The sequence below is a fragment of the Pseudoalteromonas sp. RW-H-Ap-1 genome (genome assembly GCF_048318575.1).
Classification (GTDB): Bacteria; Pseudomonadota; Gammaproteobacteria; order Enterobacterales; family Alteromonadaceae; genus Pseudoalteromonas.
Window position 1 is genome coordinate 335,842 of record NZ_CP166996.1, and the last position, 20,059, is coordinate 355,900.

Below are 20,059 nucleotides of genomic sequence, written 5' to 3' on the forward strand. Positions count from 1 at the left end.
TATGCTTTTTCAATATAAGGCTTATGATAACCTTGGTGCTAAAAATCAAGGCGAAATTGAGGCTGTTAATAAACAAGAAGCAATTATAGCGCTTGAAAGGCAGGGACTTTTTCCATCAGAAATTAAAGCAATAAACGATGATAGAAGCGGTTTATTTCAGTCTAAAAAAATCAGCCTAGCCGATCTTGAGTTTTTAACTTCTGAGTTAAGTTTATTATTAGAATCAGGGGTACGAATTGATAAGGGCATAGATATCATTCGTAAAACTAAGGCGAAACCATCTTTGGCAAAGCTTCTAACAGAGCTTAATCAAAAAATAAAAAAAGGAAGTAATTTATCTTCTGCTTGTAGAGAACATCCAGAGGTATTTGATGCACTATATTGCAATCTTATAGAGCTAGGGGAAGCATCAGGGAAATTGAGCGACGTATTTGCTGACTTAGCAAAAGACTTAAAGTTTAAAAGAGATTTAAGAGCTAAAATTATAGGCTCATTAACTTACCCGAGTGTTATATTTTTTGTTTGTTTATTAAGTATATTTTTCATTTTTAATGTCATCATTCCTAAAATGGCAGGTATGTTTATTGGAGCGACAGATCTACCTTGGTACACCTCCTTTATGTTAGATGCAAGTGCGTGGATGGTAAACTACCAAAGCTGGCTAATTGCTGCATTTATAGCCTTAGTTTTTGGCATACACTTTAGTGCTAAAACGACTAAGTTTCAAAGTTGGTGGCAAAGAACATGTTTAAAATTACCTATAGTTTCTAAAGCCGTTATTACTATAGAGCGTATCCGCTTTAACAGTGGTTTAGCTATGATGATTAAAGCCGGAGTACCTATTGACAAGGCATTAGGCTTATCTGCGGGTAATATAAAAAACCTTTCTTTAAAACGAGAGATGGAAATAGCAAAACAAAAGGTAAAACGAGGCAGTGCGCTTTCTCCTGCATTACGGCAAACATCTATTTATCCAGCATTTTATGTATCTTTACTTGAGGTGGGCGAAGAGTCTGGAAATTTAGAACGAGTATTTAATGAAATAGCTAATCGTTCACGAGATGACTTTGAAAGCTGGACACAAAAAATGACAACGTTATTAGAACCTTTAATGATTCTGTTTATGGGAGGGTTTGTCGGCGGTGTTGTTGTAATTATGCTACTTAGTATGGTGTCGATGAATGATATTGGCGTCTAATAAGCCTGCTTTACAAAGCGGTTTTACATTAATAGAAGTAATGGTTGTAATGACCATCATTGCATTACTAACAGGTCTAGTTGGTCCCTTAGCCATTAACAGCTTAGATAAAGCACAAGCTAAATCCGAAATACTGACTTTAAAAAATAGATTACGCAAAATAAGTTATCGAGCTTATATTCTTCAAAGCTCTGCAGAGGTCACGTTTAAAGGAAAAGAAATTACAATTAGTTATAACGGGTCAGACATTCAGCCAATAACCATAACAAATGAGGTTTTGTTTTTTAACGAGCAAGTTCTATATTTTAATAATTATGGTTTTGTGCAGCCTTTAGAATTAAATTTAACATATCGTGATATAAACACTACTTTAGACTTAGCAAGTCTCATTAACACAAGCGTCGTGCCAGATGAGCAATAACAAGCAGGCAGGCTTCACTCTAATAGAGGTACTCGTTGCGAGTGTTATTTTATTTGCAACAATCACATTAGTGAGTGATATGTTTCGTGGTGCTTTTATCTCCAGTGAAAGAGCAAACAGACATGTTACCATTTCGGGTATAATGCCAATTGCCTTAAAGCAAATCCAGGCTGCATTACGACACCAATCAAAAAATGCAGAGCACAACTTATCAGGTAGTAATGTTTTTTGGGGAGTAAGTGTAAGTTGGCAAGCACAAAAGGTGGCGTTCAAGTCAGCTCCTCCACTTTATGACTATGATCTAGGAAAATATCAGCAAGTCCCTAATAAATATTCACTTTGGCAAGTTAGCGCAGAGTTTAGTTATGGTGAAACAACCACCGAGTATAGTTATTATGAGGTGAGTTGGAATGAAAGTTAAGCATGCTGGCTTTACGCTTATAGAGCTCATGATTGTAACAGCGATTCTTAGTGGTTTGCTGTTTTTAGGTAGTTTTACCTACCAAATGTTAGCTACGCGCTGGACCAAAGAGCTAGGTGATTTTCAAAACACCCTCGAAACAACAAAAAACTTTAATTTACTCAATACCACATTAACTGCTATTCAACCATATATAGTGTTGGATAAAACAGATAATAATAATGATTATAATCCAGGGTTTTTATTTGTAGGCAAAGAGAACCGTTTACTTTCAGTAACAAAACAAGGTCTATTTAATCAACACTACCCTGAAGTATTTAGACTGATAGTAGAAAAAAACGATCAAAATAAATATAACCTCTTGTACCAAGGCATGAGTACACAAGGTGAGGCTATTGTAACAGCACAGCAAAACTTTACATTTACACAGCAAATTACATTGCTTTCAGATTTCGATGATATTAGATTTAACTATTTAGGTTGGGACGGCTTTGTAGCTAGGAGCGAAGGAGTGCAAGCTGGTATAGAGCCAACGTGGAGAGGTGAGTTTTCAGGTTTAGATAATCAGCTTCTACCAGATCAAATGGCTATCTTATTAAAAAAAGATGACAAAGACCTCCTGTTTACAATATCGTTTGATGAAAAGTCACTTCGCTATTTAACACCCTATTTGGATAATGATGATTAACAATCGTGGCATAGCACTTGTTCAGGTGCTTTTAATAACAGCTATTTTAACTATATTTGCGTTATATTTTACAAAATCAGCTAAAAACCAGGTTGAAATGGCCCAATGGAGCACAGATAGAGCGAGGGCTGAAGTAGAGCTGCATAGTGCACAAAATGAATTAATATTTACGCTATTTACAAACCAAAAGAAAGTAATCAATAACAGCGATAGTGGTACTTCATTAACCGAAAAGTGGAATTTTTTTAACATGCCGTTTGAAGTTAATAAGTTTGTTAAAGCACAAATTCAAGATCAAAGTGCATTACTCAGCTTACACTTTCTCGATAAGAACGTGTTTGTAAAATTTTTAACAGCAAACAATATCGAATTCTCTAGAGCAGAACAAATAGCCGATCACTTGTTAGATTGGCAAGATATTGATAACATCCCTCGTCCATTAGGGGCTGAGCAGCTCGGTGATGCCCCTTTTAGAAATGGTTTTATACCTGACCAAACAGACATAGAAAATGCAATAGCCTTATCAGAAGAAGAAAAGCAGTTAATATACAACAATACGACTACTTATTTTAACGGTTCTTTTAATCCTATAACGGCAAGTAAAGAGTTGTTAGCAACATTTAGTGATGAATTTTCTGCGCAGCTATTCATTGACGAAAGGCGCCAAGGTAATAACCTAACTAGCTTAGACTTTAAAAGACTAACGGGTGCAAAGGAAACCGAAAACATGAACTTTTTACCAGTGAACACGCTTGCAATTAGATTAACGGCAAAAGTGGGAGACGTGGTATTAACGCGAAATTTAGTTATTTCGTTATCAAGATATGCGGTAGGTAAAACATCCCCAATATATTTCTTGCTTGAAAAGAGTTAAATACAATGTTGTCATTAATAAAAAATAAATTTTTTTCAAGTATGGTCAGTTATTATAATGGCCATGAATACCCACTTAAGGATTTAGAGCAACTAGAGGTTGATACAGATAAACAACACAAAGTGCTGATTGTTTCTCCAAGTTACGTCACACAAACAGAAAAGAAGTACCCAATAACAGAACGCCGAGAATTAAAAAAGTTGCTCGAATTGCAGCAAACAACGCGTCAATTTTATATTATAAAAGATCAAGATGAGCACGGTATTAGGGTAACCCACTGGGATTTTAATCAAGACTTACCTAAAGCGTGGTTGTATTTACCTGAGTCTCTCATTATACAAGCTCAATCTGCTTCCAATGAAATCATTGAAATAGATGAAACTACCCATAGCTCATACTATTTTAGTAGCGATCAAAGCCATACATTCATTGCTCAAAAGTCATCTATTATGAATTCGCCTGAGCGCTTTTCAATATCAACGGGCGTGCAGTACACAGATGTAAAAAAAGTGACTTTTTCACAAAAACTATCAATGTTATTACCTGCCTTGGGTCGTTTACAAGCTAAACATTGGTATGCTTTTTTACCTAAAATAGAGCAGTTAAACTGGTGGCCATTAATAATAAAAAGTGTGATACCAGCAACCGCTCTTACATTGGTATACACATTATTTAGTTCGGCCTATCTTTTTGCCATAAATACACACTACAACGATACACTTAGTGAACAAAGTGAAGACCTGAGCCAACTATTAAGTTTGCAACAAAAAATAGATGAGTCACAAGCGGCTTACTCGCAATTACAAACGTTTTTAGGTGCAAAACAAAGTTACCTCGCTTTGTGGTTAGAATTAGCCCCATTATTCGAATATGTTGATCTCGACAGCATTCAAATAAACGGCCAGCGCATCCAAATTCGTGGCCAAGCAGAACAGGCTACACGCATAATGGAGCTACTTGCTAATTCGCCTAATGTGGCTGAGGCTAAATTTGATTCTTCTGTATCAAAAACACGAAGAGCAGAGCGTTTTATTATTAGTTTTACTTTAACAAACACACTGGTACTCGATCCTAAATTTAGCTCACGTACTTCTGAAGAAGGAACTAGCAATGAGTGAATTAAAAAAATACAAATACCCGTTACTCATCATTGCAATACTGTGTGTATTTAAATTTATTATTGTGCCGGTACTTACATGGCAAGATAATGTAATCGCAGAAAACAAGCTATTGCAACGTAAGGTTGATAAAATAAATACCTTAATTTCAGACGAAACTGAGCTCACCAATAATTTACAAACAACTCAAACTGAGCTTGATAAAGCTACTCAATACTTTTATCAATATCAGCCAGATCAAGCATTTCGTCTTACGCAGCAAAAGTTAATCGAACAAAAACTAGCTGAGTTCGAACTTAAGTCTTCAACTGTAGGCTGGCAAAATGTAGTGGCTATTCCTAATACGCCACTAACACGCTTTCAATTGCAGTATTCATTCAGTGGTCAATCAGAGCAAGTAATTGCTTATTTACTATCACAGCAACAACAAAAGCAGTGGCAGGAAATAGAAACTCTTAATATAAATGTTAGGCGTCAAAAAGCGGGACGACTTGGACAAATGACAGTGTCTACTCGTATCTCGTTTTATATGCTCAACAAGGAGCTTAGTGATGCGTAATATTATGGTAAAACATGTGTTGAGGCAGCCTGTTGTTGTGTTTTCTTTGTTAGTTACTTTTTTATGGGTATTAACAGATGCGAGTAATCGCTTAGTTCATCAAAGCAAGCAAAGTACTCAAAGTAGCAATGCACAAGCTTCCGTGGTAGTTCCTGCCATGCAGTTAAGTAGCGCAGAGCATCAGTTTATAAGTCAGCAGTTTGAACGCTTTAGGCGTGATGAAGACGCAGAGCCAGAGCCACAAACACAACTTACAGCTGAGCAGCAGTTAGCCCAGCAAGGCCTGATGCAACAAGTATTTGTGAACAATAAAAAGTTAATACTAAAAGCGGTTATTACTGAACAAGTTAACGCCTCTAAAAAGCAGGCGGCAAAAGCGTATGCGCTTATTAACGTAACGGATCAAAAAACTGGTGAGTCAAAATTAATAAAAGCGGCTAATAATCAGCAAATCGAAAGCTTTACCCTAACCATATCATCGAGTACGCAAGTAGAGTTAGTGCGTAATAACCCGCAAGGTGAACAGCGTATAAGCTTAACCATGTACCGCGTAGCAGACAAAATTTAACAATAGGTATTTATAGTGATCATGCAACGTTCAAAAACGGTTTTTCTTGCCTGTACAATGCTCGCAGCCATTAGTGGTTGCCAAACGTTAGATGCAGTAAAAGACAACCAAAAACTCAGTGCCCAATCTTCATATTTAAAAGAGGTTATGAGTACAACCGAAGTAACTAACGCTGAGCTGCTCAACCCAAATCAGGTAACGCCTGCAAATGAAGAAGCGGCTCTGGCACAACAACAAGCATTACGCTTTATGCCGCCATTTAAAGTGGGAAACGTAAAAACAACTACAGCAGAAGATGTACTTGCCCGCTTTAGCAATGAAAAAATGGTAACCATTACCGCCGATGACCTACTTTTAAAAGATTACCTACATCATGTATTAGGAGAATCTTTACAAGTAAGTTATGTTTTAGGTGACAACGTAAAAGCCGATACCAATACAGTTACTTTAAATTTACAAAACCAAGTAACCGAAAAAAAATTATTTACCCTAACCGAAAAGTTACTCAGTGACCGTGGTTATGTGATGCGTTTAAACGACAACATTTTTTATATTCATAAAGATGAAGGCAAAGGCAGTAACCAGCTTGTTTATGGGTATGGTAAAAGCCTTGAAGATGTACCTAATACCTCACTAGATATACTACAAATGGTGCCCTTTGATTATGGCCTGCAAGCATCGCTGCCTAACACTATGCGCTTACTTTTAGGCATTAAGGCGCAAGCTGACGTACAGCGCGGTATTATTACTGTTCAAGGTAAGCGCCAAGATATAGAGCGTGCACTTGAGCTTGTAAATATGCTTGACCGCCCAAGTATGCAAAACCGCCAAATAGGCGCCTATAAAAGCACCTACCTATCTACTGCTGATTTATCTGCTAAAATAGCAGAATTACTTAATCAAGAAGGTATAGATCTTAAAAGTAAAGGGGGCGCTAAAGCGGTACTGTCGGTTGTTGAAATAGAAACGCAAGGCGCGTTAATATTTTTTGCTAATCAAGAGTCACTCATTGAGCGTGCTGTTTTTTGGGCAAAGCAAATAGATAAACCAATAAAAACCACGGAAAAACAATACTTTTTATACCAGCCGCAATTTTCACGTGCCGCCGACTTAGGCATAAGTCTTGAGGCATTAATAGGTGATGGCAGTAGCCGCCGCAGTAATACGACCTCGGTAGCCAATGAAAATAGCAGTGCGTTTTCACAAAATTCAGCGCGAAGTGCCAGCTCTAAAGATGTAAAAATGGTGGTAGATGAGCGTGCTAACACACTTATTTTTCATACCTCAGGTGAAGAATACCAGCAATTACTGCCACTTATAAAACGCCTAGATATACTCCCTAAACAAGTGATGCTTGAGGTGGTAATAGCTGAAGTCACCTTACAAGGTGAGTTTAAGCGAGGCGTTGAGTTCGCGCTAAATAAAGGTAATTACGGCTTAAGCACCACCGGCGCGTTTATGGGCGATGGTTTTGGTGGGCTGTCTTATTTATTGCAAGGTGATAATGGCCGAATAGCCATTAATTTATTGCAAACAAACTCACTCGCTAAAATACTGTCAAGGCCGTCACTGGTTGTGCGCGATGGCGTAAGTGCCTCTATAAATGTCGGTACCGATATCCCTATTATTGGTGAAACCACTAGCGACCCAATTAATGGCGATCGCCAAACTACCTCGATTGATTACCGTAAAACGGGGGTTGAGCTGTCGGTAACCCCCACCGTAAATGCACAAGGGGTGGTACTTATGGAAATTAATCAAAAAGTATCTAACCAAGCAACGGGCAGTACCAGCTCGTCGGTTAACCCGAGTATTTTTGAGCGCACCATAAAAACCGAAGTGGTTGCACAAAGTGGGCAAACGGTTATTTTAGGCGGGTTAATTAGCGAAAATAATTCAAATAGTGATTCTAAAGTACCACTATTTGGTGACTTACCGCTTATTGGCGCATTATTTAGGGCCGATACAAAAAATAACGACCGTACCGAGCTGGTAGTTTTAGTTACCCCCGGGTGATAGAAACGGCCAACGAATGGCAACAAATTAAAAATTTATTTCAAGGATCGCTAGAGCGGTTAACAATAGAGCAAATAAATTGAGTAAAAGCACTAGTTTATCGCTAAATATCGAATTTTAGTGATTGAATTACACTTAAAAGTTCAGTAACATCGTGTGCGTTACATTTTTTAATTATAAAATTGACTTGTTTAATAATTGTAACTTAAAACATAATTAAGTATTAATTATGTTTTAAACTAAATTGTTAATTAAACAGTTGCTAGCGTATTGGTTGACATGCTGTTAACCACGCGCTTAAACTACAATTGTTTGGTTGTTGCTTAGGTGACGGCCTAAGTACACTAACAATGAAAAACAATGGAATAATAACAATATTATTCCAGTTTCATGAAACTCGGAGATAGAAAACATGTTTAAAAAAACATTACTTGCGCTAGCAGTTGCTGGTGCTTCAATGTCAGTAAATGCTGGTATTTTGTCAGTAGACGTTAAAGAAACTGCGGCAGTTAAAACTGATTTTGACGCAGCCGCTCCAGCTACTTGTGCTGCAGCAGCAACTGCACTAGGTGTAAGCTTAGATTTAGCTACATTTAAAGATACAGCCGGTGCAGATACTGTAAAGGCATCTGTTAACGGCGGTACTGCGGGTGTTTACGACACTACAGCAAATGCTGTAACACTAGACGCTGATGACTCTTGTACAGTTACAATCAATAAAGATGAGCTAGTATCTGCTGATCAAGCTAAATACTCTCAAGAAGGCGCTGCAGCTAAAGGCTTAACCATTACTGGTAAGCATATTGCTGGTGTTGGTGGTTTACAAGTTGAAGATACAATCATCTACACTGTAACTGGTGGTACAATTAACGAAACAGCTTCTGCTGGTGCAACGCTTACAAGCGCAACCGGAACTTACACTCTTCTAGGTGTGGTTGACAATACTATCTTATTCACTGTTGATGCTGGTGCTGCAGCTCGTGAAATCGTTAACGTTGCTGGCGTAGTTGTTACTCCAACAGCAGGTGCTGATTCTGTGTCTCTTTCTGCTGTAGTGCAAAACACTGCAAACGTACAGTACGACAAGTCTCCTGCAATCGAAATCACAAAAATTGCTAAGCAGTACTCTGCAAAAACTTACCTAGCGGCTGATGGCGTTATTGACGTTGCAACTGAGCGTTACGACTTCGAAGCAAACACTAGCGATTCGTCTGCAACTGCACTACCTGCTATTGATGGTGTTAACGCAGATTCACTAGTAATTGAAGTAACAGAAAACACAACTCAAGGTAACTTAACACCTAAGTCTGGTGAGTTAGTGATTACTGGTAACTTCTCTTGGATGATGGACTTAGATGCAGATGAAGATGGTGAACTATCTGCTACAGAAATCGAGTCTGGTTTTGACTACGGTACATTTACTGCTGTTGATGTTGCTCCAAACGCGGGTAAACTAATCACTGCTGGTACTAACGTTGTTGATGCGGGTAAATCTGCATTAAACACTGACATGACCGAGTTAACTATCCCAGTTGTTGCTGGTGCAGACGCTGACTTAAACAAATACCACGTAGTTACTTTCAAACCTGCTGGTAAAGCAACTGCAACAGTTTCATTAGAAACAACTAAGTTTATTGCATCACTAGATTTTATCAACGATAAAACTGCTGATACAACAACTGCAGATGCAGACCTTAATGTAACTACTGACCTAGCTGTAGGTGAGTGGACATTAAACGGTTCAGTTGTTGAAGTACCATACATCCCATTTGGTCCTGAAACACAGCCTATCATTCGTCACACAAACACTGGCGCTCAAACAGGTGATATCTCTGTACGTTACATGGTTGAAGAAGGTAACGGCCTAATGCAAACTAACACTTGGAAGTCTCTAGGTGTATTAGTTCAAGATGCAAAACCAGGTGTACGTAACCTACTTACTGATATCAAAACAGCGCTTGAAGCTGAACTTGGTCAAAACAAGTTTAAAGTAGCACTTGAAATCACAACTAACGTACCAGGCGATGACGTAACTGTTTACGCTGCAGCTAAAGTAAATGCTGAAGGCCAAGACCGTTTAACTATCGGTGCTTTCAAAGGTCAATAATTAATTATTAATTAATTTATAACCGTTAAAAAGCGAGCCCTATGGCTCGCTTTTTTATTAGCTATCGATAATAAATTTTGAATTAGTGATGAGTATTCATTTGTAAACAGATATTACGACTGTGAAATTGAGAATAATGCTCTTTTTATAAGCTTTACTAAACCAAAGTGATACAAAATCCTACATAAAAGCAATTTAGGTAATATGTGGTATGGTATTTTTAGCCTATTTAAGTATGATTAATGAAATTTTATTGATTAAGTATTGTGATGAGTATTGAATTAAAAGAAATAAGTGGATTAATAAAAAACAAAAAATATAAAAAAGCATTACTAAAACTAAAAAAAATGCCTAGTAATTTACAAGATGTTGAGCTTTATAAAGGTGTTTGTCACAGTGCTTTAAACCAGTACCCTCAGGCTTTAATTGCTTTTAAGGCAGCTAAAAAAACAATTCCAGAAAACAAAAAAGCAACCCTTTTAAATGATATGGCCATGGCTGCGCTATTAATGAAGGATTCCGAAGAAGCTTTGCTTTACTATACAGAGTCACTGCAGTGCGACCCGACTGCAAATAATGCGTTTGCGCGCGAGCAATTAGTAGCGCTTTTAGTAAATACAAAACAGTACGATTTAGCCTTAGAATATATACCTAAGTTATTTGTACTGCAAAAATATTCATCTAAAGCCTTTGTGACCGGTATCAAAGCCGCTGCTGCGTCTGAAAACTCTGAAGTATTACAACAGTATTTAACAAAAGTGCAGCTACTGTTAACTGATTTCACTTCAATTCAGCTAGCCGAAATTTTAAACACACTAATAAAACATAAACTTCAAGATGAATTTAATGTGTTACTGGTCGAGTTGAATAAATCATTTAAAGACAGTGCTTGGCTTGAAAGTTTTAATAGTTATGCAGGCAATGTAATAAAAGCTCCTAAACCAAAAATTGAAAAGCCGGTAAAAAAACTTGTTACCGGTAATGATAAAAAACTTATTGAGCTTATTAATGAGTTGGTTGAGTATAATAAGGAGCAAGGGGCTTACTTCAATCCTCATCTAGAAATAAAAGCCAACAATGGTGAGTTAAGTGTTTATTATTATGGCGAGGATAATAAAAAGCTTATAGATATACCTGTAAGTTGCTTGCCATTATTGTGTGATTATGAATTTGCGCTAAGTGAAAATAATAAGCTTATTGTTAAAACAGATATAAATAGTATGGTTAACCCTAGTGCTGAACGCACTATGCAGGTATTAGTCGCTATTTATAATCAATGCGACAAAATGCAGAAGTGGCAAGACTCCTGCCCAATAGTTGCTTTGTATGACTCACCTAAGTTACTCAGCACTTTGTTAGAAGCTAAGCAGTACAATGCAAAGGTTCAGCTTTTTAAGCAAATTATTGATAGTGGCAATAAGAAAAAATTATGTATAGATACTTTCTTTGGTTCAAGAGTGTTTGGCTATAAATCTGACTTTTTGAAAAAAAGTAATGTAACTACCATTAATAATGCTGAGCAAGGTTTACTCTCTGTTATTGACTTTTTAAATCATAAAATAGATAGCAATGTTTATCGGCTATCTGACAACTCTATTTACATAGCAGGCAGTGCTGATGATACGAGTAAGGAGGTATTCGTACATTACAATGAATTTGATCCGATATATACTTATCTTTTTTACGGGTTTGTAGATTTATCTTCACCTTTCTTGTCTAGCATTCCGTGTGAACTTAAAACTAGCTATGGACACGTTTGGCAGGTTGTTGGTGAGTCAACAACTGCAAGTAAGTTAAAAGAAGGAAGTTTCTCTCACAAGCAGTCGTACTTACCAGAAGTGACGAGCTTAGGTGTAAATAGTATTAAATTAAATAAGTTAATTGTCCCTTCTAATGCAAAATCAACGTTGTTAAAAGATACTTTGTTGAGTGTTATTAATACTACGGCACCCGATGAAATTTCAAAAAGTGATGCCTTTTTTGAAAGTGAAATAGCGCAACTAGAAAAACAAATTATCTTAGCTAATAAGGCTTATTGGCTCAAGTTGCAGAAGTTGGTTATAAATGAAAAAAATATATCATCTGATGTTTTAAAACAATTAAGCGACTTAATTAATTTTGCAATGGATTCATTAAGTAGGTACGCAAATAAAAACGCACTGGTTTTATTTTAATTAACTGAATAAATAAAATAAACTTGCTTACTGCACAGTTTAACGGCTTTTGTTAATCTGTGCTTTTATTTTTGGTGAATGTAAAGTGTGGCAACGAGTTAAACATTGGTTTTTTTCCAAGCGTTATTTAAAACAGCGGGTAGCGTTTTTACATCAGCAGCTTTTAATAAGCCAGCACCGTTTACTCACTCAGCAAGCCCTTGCGCTTAACACTGAAAATGGCGAGGCTGAGAGTATTGATTGCGTTGTGTCACTAACTAGTTATGGCAAGCGTATAGCAACACTGCATCACACGTTATACAGTCTATTAAACCAAACAGTTAAACCACAGCAAATTATAGTATGGTTAGCCCATGGCGAAGTACTAACCGCCGAGCTAAAAAAACTAGAACCACATATTACATTTAACTGGTGTGAGGATTTGCGCTCTTACAAAAAGCTAATTCCTAGTTTGCGTTTGCAGCAGGGTATACCCATTATTACTTTTGACGACGATATTATTTACCCCGTTAATCAAATTGAGCAACTTTACAAACAACATTTAGTTTACCCAAGCGCTATTATTTGCCACAGAGCCCATAAGGTTACGTTTGACTCTACTGGCCATATTGCTCCTTATTCGCAATGGCAGTTTGATAGCAATGAGCAACTACCTAGTAATTTACTGATGCCTATTGGCATTGGGGGGTGTTGTACCCTGTTAACTGTTTTGCTGAAGAGGTAGCTAATACCGAGCTATACATGACATTATGCCCAACGGCAGATGACATTTGGTTTAAATTTATGGCGCTTAAAAAAGGCATAAAAACAAAGTTGGTTGCAAACCCTACGCCTTATAAAGATTATTTGCATGTTGTAGGCACACAAGCACACAGTTTATGGCTACATAATAAAACAGCCAATGATGCTCAATTAGCTAACGTGGTTGGCTTTGATGAAACTCTTTTGGCTAAGTTGAGGCAGTAAATGACCATTTTAAAGCGTTTATTAAAGCGCTTCCCTTTTTGCGTGTATCCTTATAAACCTTATATGCACAAATATAAGTGTATTTTTATTCATATTCCCAAAAATGCGGGATCAAGTGTTATGAAAGCCTTAGGCGATAGTGGCGGGCGCTTTCATGTGGAATCGGGGTATTACAATGAGGTGAATGACTACTTTTATAAAAAGTATCACCGCTTTGCCATTGTAAGGCATCCGTTAGAGCGATTATTTTCAGCTTATAAGTACAGCTTGCAAGGTGGTAATGGCTCACAAAGTGATAAGTTATTAGCAGATAAAATTAAAAGTAATAGCCATGACTTTGCCAGCTTTGTCGATGCATTATTAGATATGCACTTTATAATGCAGCACAAATTGTTTAAGCCGCAGTACTTATTTGTATGCAAAAGCGATTTAGCCTTAAATATAGATACCGTTTTACATTTTGAAAAGCTAGCTGACCAGTGGCCTGCTTTTGCTAAAAAGCATAATTTGCCACACAGTTTAGAATTTATTAACCGCTCTGAAAAAGTGAGCTTACCTATATTAACAAGCGCTCAGTATAAAAAGATTAACCAATTGTATTATTTTGATTTTGAGCTCTTTGGCTATACCCCAATTGATGTTAATTAAATCATTAAGTGCATTTATTGCCGGCTCTTTTTCTATTAAGTTACTTACTGCACTTTCCAGTTTGGGGGTATTTGCGCTTTTTGCACAACAACTTGGCGTTAACGAATTTGGTTTGTTTGTTTTGTGCCTGAGTATGTCGTTGTTAATGTCGGGCTTGGCAAAGTTAGGCTTAGAAAATTTAATTGTTCGTTTTGGCGCACAGTTTAATGATTTAGATTTGGGTAGGCTATACGTATTAAGTCATGTAATCGCTTTATCAAGCTGCGGCTTATTAACGCTATTGGTTTTATCTTTTGATACACAGATAGCTTTGTGGTTTTCAGTCGAAAGGTTAAATGATTTATTGCCCTTAATCTGTATGCAAACCTTACTGTTAGCATTGCAAAGCATTAATTCGTCAATTTTAAATTCACGACACAAAATTATCCATAGTGTTTGTTTTTCTGGTTTTATTAGTAACCTGTTAATTTTATTAACCGCGCTATTTTTCAAGCCAGATACAGCATTACATGCGTTTAAGATAGTACTTGGTTGTACAGCTGTTAGTTTAATTTTTTCCTACGTAGCCTCTCTCTTTTATTGCACACCAAGCTTTGATGGCCTAAAAACGCTTCCTCTTGAAAAATTAAGAAAGGCGAATAAGCATTATTTTGTCATTGCATTTTCAGCATTGCTCACTCAGCAACTGGCTAATTTATTGGTTGCCAAGTACGCCAGCTTGGCTGATGTTGCAATGCTATCCATTGCTTTAAAAGTGGCGGTACTGTTTAGTTACCCTTTACAGGCTGTTAATGCGGTATGTAGCCCATACTATGCTCGCTTTTTTAGTGCGGGTAAGTTAAGTAATATCAAACAGCTGGCAAGAGAAACGCGTATTTTACTGACCATTATAGCGACGGCTGGAATACTCGTTGTTTATTTTTGTATTGATTTTATGCTTTCGCTAATAGGTGAAGAGTATGTGCAAGCTGCTACGTATATAAAAATATTAGCCATTGGCCAATGGGTTAATTTAAGTTGTGGCTCAGCGGTTGTTATTTTATTAATGACAGGGCATGAGAGAATACACCAATATCAAAATTTATTTATAACCATTTTATTTTTATTAATGTTGTGGGTATTTACGCCTATTTATGGTGGTATTGCTGCGGCGTGCCTTGTTGCAGCTTCAATGATTGCGAAAAACCTAGTGAGTTTATTCGTTGTTTATAAACGAGTATTTAAGATGAGTACCGATGATTTCTAAATTTGATAAATGTTTATTTGTTCATATTCCAAAAGTAGCAGGGCAAAGTATTGAAAGTGTGTTTTTAAAGCGTGCTGGGTTTGAGTGGCATGAACGTGCTCCATTTTTACTTAAGGCTAATACTAATAAAGAGTTAGGCCCTCCTAGGCTGGCTCATTTAACAGCAAATGAATATGTTGAACTCGGATATTTAACTGAGGAGCGCTTTTCTGAATTATACCGGTTTAGTTTTGTGCGCAATCCTTGGGAGCGCATTTTGTCTGAATATAAATACAGAGGTTATAATTGCTCTTTTAAAGACTTTTTATTGAAGTTTTTCCCAACCGAGAAAGATGATAATTATGCCTCTGGTGATGATCTGTATAGGCATGTGATACCGCAGGCTGAGTTTGTCTGTAATCGTCAAGGAGAGCTTTTGGTCGATTTTATTGGCCGTTTTGAGACGCTATCAAGTGACTTTGCTAAAGTGAGTAAGGCAATTACCGGTAGCCCTCTTGCTCTGCCTCATAAAAATAAAACAACATCAAAATTTAAAAGCGTTTTTCAGCCTAAAACTAAACACTATACGGACTATTATTGTGATATTACCGAGCGTTTTGTTGAGCGTTATTATGCGCAAGATATAGAGCTATTTAACTACTCTTTTGGCGCTTAGTTTTTGTTGAAATGGCTGCTCTATAAATTTATAGGTAATAGCTGAAATTAAGCATGTGATTAATATTATTGCTGTATTTAAAAAGGGTGCAGCAGATGTGTTGTATATATCGGCTAAAGGTATATTTATAGATAATCCTTTTTTTGCAAAAAAGTACTGCCATATATTTATAATGATATTAATGATTAAGAAGTGGGTAAGGTATATTGAGTATGATATTTTACCTAAATATTGCATAGTTTTTGTTTTAAGGAGCGTTGAAATTACTCCGTTTGATGCGCTAAAGTAATAAATGCTTAATGTAAAAACTAAAAATGTAGTTAGTTGGCCTAGTTTATATTTTGCTAAAATGGTTATGCAGCTTATTACTGCTAATAATAATACGACCTCTATTATCGAAACCTTAAGCTTTGAACTGTAATTTAGCTCGGTTTTTTCTTTAATAATAAATACACTAACACCAAGAAAAAATCCTCCAATAGCTCTGATAAACCCTAGATCAAACGTTCTTAAAAGTGTGATGGGTTTTAGGATATAAAGCGTTGTATATGCTAGAACAATTAAAAAAACTGACCACTGTAGTAAATTTTTGGCTTTTATGCTCTTTGAGACTACAAAAAAAGTAAGTAAGTATAAAATTCAGCGCCTATGCTCCAAGATGGGGCATTCCATGTCAGTTGATCATCTAAATTATGTGCGTTGAGGAGAAATAAATTAAGAAAAAAAGAAGTGAAATCGTTATTTATAAGAGGGTCTGTATTTCCCAAGTTCAATTGAGTATAAAGTAAGTGTTTTAGAGAAAGAAACACTAACCAAGCTAATAATAACGCTAAGTGTAACGGGTAAATACGAGCAAAACGATTTTGCATATAGGCTTGAAAGTTTAAACTATCGATTTTACTTTTATATGCATGGGCAATGACAAACCCTGATAGTATAAAGAAAAAATCAACGAAAATGTCGCTATTAAATATAAACGTTGTTTTGTGTCCGTAAAAAAAGGGGAGTGGAATAATAAAACCAATAATGCAGCCAACCCTCGAAATGCATCTAAGTTAGTATATCTTTGCTTTTCCACTGGTATCCTTGTTGTAAAACTGATTAAGCTTTTTCGCAATATAAATTGATAATTTAATTTCCTTCCATTCTAATTTAAAACTGAGATTAATAGTAGTGGACTTTGGTTTGCTAAGTATTAATTAAAATTTTCAAGTTTAAAATGGGTTAGCTAATCTAGTGCTCATGAGTTACTTTTTAGCTAAAAAATTAATGATTCATATAAATTGATATAATCCTAATCAATTTATATTAGGTATAGCTTTTTTGTAATTTAGTAATAAAAAGTGTGTTTTTTTGTTTTCACTTATTCATCCTTATGAATTTGTTGGTCTTTTTGCTTGTTTTTGAATTTCTAATACTTATACAAAGCTATTTTTATTTATGTCTTAATCAACTATAATACACCGCCTGTTTGCTAGGTTATTATAAAAATGCGTCAAAAGCCCATGTATAAAAGGTTGAAAAATTGTGATTATAAATAATTTAGGGTTGTTTTTATGCTCATTTTTGAGCCTCTTTATTTTTAGGAAAATTGCAATTTTTATTAACCTAGTTGATGAGCCTAACTCTCGGAAGCACCACGCAGGTTCTGTTCCTTTAGTCGGTGGGTTGGCGGTTTTTGTTGTTGTTTTTTCTTATTTATTTGTTTTTCCCGAAACAATCTCCTCTTCAATGCTTTACTTAATTTGTGCGAGTATTTTGCTATTCATTGGTGTATTAGACGATTTATACGATATTAGTTTTAGATTTCGTTTGATCTTACAGATTGTTATATCCGCATTAATGATGTGTTTTGGCGGGTTAATTTTCAATGATATTGGTGCCTTGTTCGGTGGCACAAGCATTAACTTGTCTTATTTTGGTTACATTATGACTGTTATTGTCGTTGTTGGCGCTATTAATGCCTTCAATATGGTCGATGGTATTGATGGGCTGCTTGGGGCTTTGGCAACAATAACATTTACCTCGTTGGGTATTTTATTTTATTTTAATGGCCAAAATGAATTAATGGCCTTTTGTGCTGCCATTGTTGTGGCAACTGTTCCTTATATTTTAATGAACTTAGGCATCCCTTTAGGGCAGCGTTTTAAAATTTTTATGGGTGACGCAGGAAGCACAGTCATTGGTTTTACTGTTGTTTGGTTGTTACTTGAAGGGTCTCAATCTCAAGAGAAAAGTGCATTTAGTCCTGTAACGGCACTATGGTTAGCCGCTGTTCCTATAATAGATGCAATTTCTACCATTGCTCGTAGGATCAAAAAAGGTCAGTCACCTTTTAAGCCTGATCGAGAGCATCTACATCATATTTTACTTAGACTGGGTTTTTCCAGCAGACAAGCTTTAGTTGTGATTTGCTTTATATCGACGGTGTTTGCAACGGTAGGTATTGTAACCGACATTTATAATGTACCTGACTACATTATGTTTTATTCATTTCTTTTGTGCACAATTATGTATTACTTTTTTATGCTGAGAATTTGGCGTATTAGTGTACATATTCGTCGTTTTTTTGGTACAAACCGCTAGAGTATTTGATGTTTTATGGAAGAAAGTAGTGTAGTAAATCAAATTTCCCCTATTCAGATAGGCGGTGTGAATGTTTTACCATTTGAATCAATGGAGCATGTCTTAACAACCATCTTTTCAGATGATGGCCTTATAAAGCCAGGTATGGCTGTTGCTGTAAATCCAGAAAAAGTACTTAAGGCTATTGATGATAGTGAAACAAAAAAAATTATTAATGAAGCGCAATTTCCATATGCAGATGGCATTGGCGTTGTAAAAGCTTTACAACAAAAAAAGGTAAAAAACTGTGTCGTATAGCAGGTTGTGAGTTATGGCTTGAGGTATTAAAGCGCTCATCTCAGTTTAACTCTAGAGTTTTGTTAGTTGGTGCAAAACCTGAAGTGGTTGAAAAAACGAATGCTTACCTGACTACTAATGGAGTAAATGTAGTAGGTTATATGAGTGGATACTTTAAAAACACACAAGAAGTATTCGATTTGGCTAGTTCGGTTAAGCCAGATATTGTTATTGCTGCTTTGGGTTCACCCAAACAAGAAAAACTAATAAAAATGCTGATGCTAGAATACCCAAATGCTTTTTTTATGGGTGTAGGCGGAAGCTTTGACGTACTGACTGGTAATGTTAATAGGGCCCCTAAAGGTTGGCAAAAGCTAAATTTAGAATGGCTATATAGAATGCTCAAAGAGCCGAGAAGAATATTTAGACAAGCCAAGTTGCTTAAGTTCCTACAATTGTATTTGTTGAAGAAGCTCTAAATGAAAGTGCTTGTTTTATCTAACATGTCTTTTAAACAGTCTGCTCCTATGCAAGGCGTTTTTGTTGATAACCAAGTTGATAGGTTGAACAAAAAAGACTTAGATTTAGATTATTGTAAAATGAAATGGAATACAGATAGCTTTTTGTGTAGGGCTTTAAAGTATCCTGTTTTTCTAATGCAGTTTATTTTTCAGTGTGTTTTTCGTTTTAAATGTTATGACGTGATTCACGTTCATTATTACTTTCCTACTATTATACTTGCCGCCGTTTATAAGTTTTTGCGTAATCGCGATGTTAAAATAATTGTTACTTGCCATGGGAGTGATATTTATTTATATGATCCTCCTCGTTATTTATATCGAACATTATCTAACGTGGTTAACCATTGGATTTTCACCTCTGAACAATTACATGAAAAGTTTTACCGCCCAGTAAGCTCTTATTCAATACTATGTGCAGGCTACAACGATAATATTTTTTATAATAAAAATAAGCAATTAACAAAGAAGTATGATTTTCTGCAGGTTTGTAGTTTAGATAAAAATAAAGGAATAGATCGCTTTCTATCTTTAGTTGCAATGATGCCTGAGCAGCAGTTTGCATTAGTTGGTGAAGGGCCTATGAAACAGGAGGTGCTCGCCGCCCAAGCGCAATTTTCAAACTTAAACTATTTTGGAAAACAAAAGCCTGAAAAGTTAGTCGATATCATTCATCAAACCAAATTCATACTTTCTTTATCAAGAAATGAATCGTTTGGGTTAACCCTTAGTGAGGCTCAAGCCTGCGGTGTACCAGCAGTTGCAACCTCTACAGATGGATCAAAAGCCCAAATTGATGATGCTAGTCGTTGCATTGAACAAAAGAATATCTCAGAAGAGCAGCTCTTAGCTAACCTTAAGGATTCAATGACCTTTAACTTAGGGCTATCACCAAAACAGTATGATTATTTAAGTATTACTGTTAGCAAAACAGCTGAATCATTTTCTTTGACACGTGTTATTGAGCAAATTGTTACTACTTACAACGCTGTATTTAAAGGTAACTTATGATTGAAGAGA

21 protein-coding genes are annotated in these 20,059 nt (G+C 36.1%); 20 read left to right on the forward strand and 1 reads right to left on the reverse strand.

From position 1 onward, the window contains the following. Position 1 precedes the first annotated feature (1 nt). The 16 genes from AB8618_RS01560 to AB8618_RS01635 all read left to right on the forward strand — a co-directional run bounded on the left by AB8618_RS01560 (position 2) and on the right by AB8618_RS01635 (position 15,659). Positions 2–1,198: a type II secretion system F family protein gene (locus AB8618_RS01560; protein WP_409424573.1), complete on the forward strand. Its 1,197-nt coding sequence runs from the start codon at positions 2–4 to the stop codon at positions 1,196–1,198. Beyond that, positions 1,182–1,619 carry a type II secretion system protein gene (locus AB8618_RS01565; RefSeq protein ID WP_409424574.1) on the forward strand — a complete coding sequence of 146 codons (438 nt, stop codon included), beginning with the start codon at positions 1,182–1,184 and terminating at the stop codon, positions 1,617–1,619. The genes AB8618_RS01560 and AB8618_RS01565 overlap by 17 nt, the downstream gene beginning before the upstream one ends. Then, entirely contained in the window at positions 1,609–2,040 is a 432-nt protein-coding gene (locus AB8618_RS01570) for a PulJ/GspJ family protein (protein ID WP_409424575.1), read from the forward strand. Before AB8618_RS01565 ends, AB8618_RS01570 begins: the two co-directional genes overlap by 11 nt. Further along, positions 2,030–2,728 (forward strand): prepilin-type N-terminal cleavage/methylation domain-containing protein, encoded by a 699-nt coding sequence (locus AB8618_RS01575; protein WP_409424576.1) that lies wholly within the window; start codon positions 2,030–2,032, stop codon positions 2,726–2,728. Before AB8618_RS01570 ends, AB8618_RS01575 begins: the two co-directional genes overlap by 11 nt. Further along, positions 2,718–3,602, forward strand: a complete 885-nt coding sequence (locus AB8618_RS01580) for a general secretion pathway protein GspK (protein WP_418157327.1) — start codon at positions 2,718–2,720, stop codon at positions 3,600–3,602. Before AB8618_RS01575 ends, AB8618_RS01580 begins: the two co-directional genes overlap by 11 nt. Before the next feature lie 5 nt (positions 3,603–3,607). Continuing rightward, a complete protein-coding gene (locus tag AB8618_RS01585) occupies positions 3,608–4,720 on the forward strand; it encodes a PilN domain-containing protein (RefSeq protein ID WP_409424578.1) in 1,113 nt (370 codons plus the stop codon). After that, positions 4,713–5,279, forward strand: coding sequence for a hypothetical protein (locus AB8618_RS01590; RefSeq protein WP_409424579.1), 567 nt, complete (start codon positions 4,713–4,715; stop codon positions 5,277–5,279). The genes AB8618_RS01585 and AB8618_RS01590 overlap by 8 nt, the downstream gene beginning before the upstream one ends. After that, positions 5,272–5,847: a hypothetical protein gene (locus AB8618_RS01595; RefSeq protein ID WP_409424580.1), complete on the forward strand. Its 576-nt coding sequence runs from the start codon at positions 5,272–5,274 to the stop codon at positions 5,845–5,847. The genes AB8618_RS01590 and AB8618_RS01595 overlap by 8 nt, the downstream gene beginning before the upstream one ends. 21 nt (positions 5,848–5,868) lie before the next feature. Next, positions 5,869–7,863, forward strand: coding sequence for a hypothetical protein (locus AB8618_RS01600; RefSeq protein WP_409424581.1), 1,995 nt, complete (start codon positions 5,869–5,871; stop codon positions 7,861–7,863). Positions 7,864–8,275: 412 nt separating this feature from the next. After that, positions 8,276–9,970 carry a hypothetical protein gene (locus AB8618_RS01605; protein WP_409424582.1) on the forward strand — a complete coding sequence of 565 codons (1,695 nt, stop codon included), beginning with the start codon at positions 8,276–8,278 and terminating at the stop codon, positions 9,968–9,970. A 269-nt stretch (positions 9,971–10,239) separates the two neighbouring features. Further along, positions 10,240–12,144, forward strand: a complete 1,905-nt coding sequence (locus AB8618_RS01610; protein WP_409424583.1) for a tetratricopeptide repeat protein — start codon at positions 10,240–10,242, stop codon at positions 12,142–12,144. An 85-nt stretch (positions 12,145–12,229) separates the two neighbouring features. Continuing rightward, a complete protein-coding gene (locus tag AB8618_RS01615; RefSeq protein ID WP_409424584.1) occupies positions 12,230–12,868 on the forward strand; it encodes a glycosyltransferase family A protein in 639 nt (212 codons plus the stop codon). Positions 12,869–12,885: 17 nt separating this feature from the next. After that, a complete protein-coding gene (locus AB8618_RS01620; RefSeq protein WP_409424585.1) occupies positions 12,886–13,110 on the forward strand; it encodes a hypothetical protein in 225 nt (74 codons plus the stop codon). Positions 13,111–13,173: 63 nt separating this feature from the next. Continuing rightward, positions 13,174–13,758 carry a sulfotransferase family 2 domain-containing protein gene (locus AB8618_RS01625; RefSeq protein WP_409425543.1) on the forward strand — a complete coding sequence of 195 codons (585 nt, stop codon included), beginning with the start codon at positions 13,174–13,176 and terminating at the stop codon, positions 13,756–13,758. Continuing rightward, on the forward strand, positions 13,748–15,004 hold the full coding sequence (locus AB8618_RS01630; protein ID WP_409424586.1) for a lipopolysaccharide biosynthesis protein: 1,257 nt from the start codon (positions 13,748–13,750) through the stop codon (positions 15,002–15,004). The genes AB8618_RS01625 and AB8618_RS01630 overlap by 11 nt, the downstream gene beginning before the upstream one ends. Further along, complete coding sequence (locus AB8618_RS01635; RefSeq protein ID WP_409424587.1) at positions 14,994–15,659, forward strand: sulfotransferase family 2 domain-containing protein; 666 nt, start codon at positions 14,994–14,996, stop codon at positions 15,657–15,659. Before AB8618_RS01630 ends, AB8618_RS01635 begins: the two co-directional genes overlap by 11 nt. A 611-nt stretch (positions 15,660–16,270) precedes the next feature. Here the strand turns inward: AB8618_RS01635 and AB8618_RS01640 are convergent. After that, a complete protein-coding gene (locus tag AB8618_RS01640) occupies positions 16,271–16,705 on the reverse strand; it encodes an acyltransferase family protein (RefSeq protein WP_409425544.1) in 435 nt (144 codons plus the stop codon). A gap of 481 nt (positions 16,706–17,186) precedes the next feature. Here AB8618_RS01640 and wecA point away from each other — a divergent pair, with 481 nt between their 5' ends. Genes wecA through AB8618_RS01660 form a run of 4 tightly spaced genes read left to right on the forward strand, consistent with a single transcriptional unit; the run spans position 17,187 to position 20,050 of the window. Further along, positions 17,187–18,245, forward strand: a complete 1,059-nt coding sequence (wecA, locus tag AB8618_RS01645) for a UDP-N-acetylglucosamine--undecaprenyl-phosphate N-acetylglucosaminephosphotransferase (RefSeq protein ID WP_409424588.1) — start codon at positions 17,187–17,189, stop codon at positions 18,243–18,245. Positions 18,246–18,260: 15 nt separating this feature from the next. Continuing rightward, positions 18,261–18,542, forward strand: a complete 282-nt coding sequence (locus AB8618_RS01650) for a hypothetical protein (RefSeq protein ID WP_409424589.1) — start codon at positions 18,261–18,263, stop codon at positions 18,540–18,542. Beyond that, positions 18,539–19,000 carry a WecB/TagA/CpsF family glycosyltransferase gene (locus AB8618_RS01655; RefSeq protein ID WP_409425545.1) on the forward strand — a complete coding sequence of 154 codons (462 nt, stop codon included), beginning with the start codon at positions 18,539–18,541 and terminating at the stop codon, positions 18,998–19,000. The genes AB8618_RS01650 and AB8618_RS01655 overlap by 4 nt, the downstream gene beginning before the upstream one ends. Continuing rightward, entirely contained in the window at positions 19,001–20,050 is a 1,050-nt protein-coding gene (locus AB8618_RS01660) for a glycosyltransferase family 4 protein (RefSeq protein ID WP_409424590.1), read from the forward strand. Positions 20,051–20,059 lie beyond the last annotated feature (9 nt).